This window comes from Xanthomarina sp., assembly GCF_035306705.1.
Lineage (GTDB): Bacteria > Bacteroidota > Bacteroidia > Flavobacteriales > Flavobacteriaceae > Xanthomarina.
Genome location: NZ_DATGNO010000164.1, coordinates 1 through 2123, shown reverse-complemented (window position 1 = coordinate 2123; position 2123 = coordinate 1). Strand labels below are relative to the sequence as shown.

General features: G+C 33.5%; 4 protein-coding genes. All 4 read right to left on the bottom strand.

What is annotated here, in order from left to right; genetic code table 11:
* Nucleotides 1-161: 161 nt before the first annotated feature.
* A complete protein-coding gene (locus VKY47_RS13055; RefSeq protein WP_324313254.1) occupies nucleotides 162-854 on the bottom strand; it encodes a lycopene cyclase domain-containing protein in 693 nt (230 codons plus the stop codon).
* Between the two features lie 2 nt (nucleotides 855-856).
* A complete protein-coding gene (locus VKY47_RS13050; protein ID WP_324313253.1) occupies nucleotides 857-1309 on the bottom strand; it encodes a sterol desaturase family protein in 453 nt (150 codons plus the stop codon).
* Nucleotides 1306-1779, bottom strand: coding sequence for an SRPBCC family protein (locus VKY47_RS13045; RefSeq protein WP_324313252.1), 474 nt, complete (start codon nucleotides 1777-1779; stop codon nucleotides 1306-1308). Before VKY47_RS13045 ends, VKY47_RS13050 begins: the two co-directional genes overlap by 4 nt.
* Before the next feature lies 1 nt (nucleotide 1780).
* Nucleotides 1781-2123, bottom strand: a 343-nt coding sequence (locus VKY47_RS13040) for a hypothetical protein (protein ID WP_324313251.1), incomplete at its 5' end; no start/stop codon positions are given.

The window sequence follows — 2123 nt, the reverse complement described above, 5'->3', positions numbered from 1 at the left end:
GCTTGAATTACCTCAACAAAGAAAAAATAAAACTATTTGTTCATCCTTATCTTCAAATTGGAGTTTTAGGCGTCTCAAAATCTGCCGTTTTCAATCGCAATGCTTTGTCAATTGGAATTTCTACTGGAATAAAAATATAACACCTGCAATGTTCTTGATTTTTATAAAACAGAAGGCCTAATAAACCGCTTAAACAAATAAATAACGATTAAAAACTGTGCATAGCCATAAACCGCATCTTCGATTGGAATGGTGAGCATACGAAGGTTTAGAATTTGATCTGGATTGTAATTGACAATGGGCGAATCTACTCCTGTACCGGTAAGAACTCCGTTTACCATAAAGAAACCTGGGAGTAAGATAAAAAAAACAAAAGAAGCTTTCCCTATCCAATCTACTTTTGCAATATAGTAGAGGTAAATTACTGTTCCAGAAACAACAAGTCCTGTAACAAATGGATATATTCTATCGTGAAAAGCGATGGCTACTCCAACTCCGACAAGAACAGTAATCCATGTTAAATACTTACTAAAGACATTGGTCCAGTCTAAATTAAAGAACTTATCCAGACAGTAATAAGTGAAGACACAAGAAAAAGGAATACAGAAAAAGAAGAGCATTTCTTCTAAAGGCAAGCCGAGCAATACTACACCAGTTGTATAGTTTGTATCGAACCACCACACTCCCATTTTAGTAAACCAAACATCCCAAGCGATAAATGGAACAGCCGCTACAAAAGCAGCCTTGAAATAAGCTCCAAAATGCTTGTTGAATAAAACCCTGCGATCAAATGAAGCGATAAAGCAAATGATAATCGTAAAGAAGTTAACGAGTAAATATGTATAGGGCTGCATGGTTATACTTTATTAAAATACATTTTGAAATATTTCACAGGTACCCATAAAAATCCAAAGCATTCTCCTTCGTGTTTGTCCAGATGTTTATGATGTTGTTTGTGGGCTCTACGAATGGCTAATAAATATGGATTCTTAGTGTTCTTTAAAAAAGGTAAACGTTGATGAATAAAGATATCATGAACGAAAAAATAAGCCATTCCATAAAGTGCAATTCCCAATCCAATGTAGAAAACGTAATTAAAGCCTTGTGTACTTCCATAATACATTATGGCAATTACTGGAATTGCGAAAATAACGAAGAAATAATCGTTTTTTTCTAGAGAACCTTCTGTACTATGATCGTGATGGTCAGCATGTAGGCCCCATAAGAAACCATGCATTACATATTTATGAATGAGCCAAGTGGCACCTTCCATTGAGAGAAATACAATGATTACAATAAGGAAATTCATACCGTTTTATTTTTTGAGTTGAATAATTCGTCTATCACTTTATTGCGGTAATTAAATATGTTTTCCAGTTTCTTTTTAACCACCAAAGCATGAGCGATTCTTCCCATAAAGCCGAAAGGTAATTCATAATCTATGGTATCTTTCATTAAAACTCCTTTTTCATTCGGGATGAATTCATGATAATGATTCCAGTATTTATAAGGACCTTTTTCTTGAAAGTCTGTAAAACTTTTTAAATCTTCAACCTGAGTGATGCGTGTTTTCCATTTCATTGGGATATTGAGCAAAGGTGAAACCGTATAGTCAATTACCATTCCCTCGTACATTGGCACATCTTTAATCGCAGATTTAACCACAAAATTCATTTCTTTTGGAGTAATCCGAGATAAATTTTCTGGAGCTGAGAAAAATTCCCACGCAGTTTCTATATCACAACTCAACTGCTGATTTTTTTGTAATTGATACCTCATTTTATTGTTTTAAAAGTTCATTGACCATTTTTAGCAATACTACTGACTCAATGTTTTTCTTGTTTTGAATTAAAAAACTTTCATCTTCAAGTTTCTGTGCATTATAACCTAAAAATGAAGGGGCGTTTATCTGAACAGACAACCTTATAAACCTTAACTCTATATTTTGAGGGTCTTTTTTAATCGCAATTTCGATATTTTTCTTTCCCTCATTAAAAGTATTGAGTTTAGAAATTGGATTGAATACATGATTTGCCCAAACGGTCTGGAATCCGCCTAAATATCCTAAACACACATTTTCATCTTTGTTTTTTTGCAATTCTTTGATCATTTCTTCACAAAGC

Excerpts from the sequence above, each read along its gene's own strand:
- VKY47_RS13055 (WP_324313254.1), bottom strand. The coding sequence starts at position 854 with ATGCAGCCCTATACATATTTACTCGTTAACTTCTTTACGATTATCATT.
- VKY47_RS13050 (WP_324313253.1), bottom strand. The coding sequence starts at position 1,309 with ATGAATTTCCTTATTGTAATCATTGTATTTCTCTCAATGGAAGGTGCC.
- VKY47_RS13045 (WP_324313252.1), bottom strand. The coding sequence starts at position 1,779 with ATGAGGTATCAATTACAAAAAAATCAGCAGTTGAGTTGTGATATAGAA.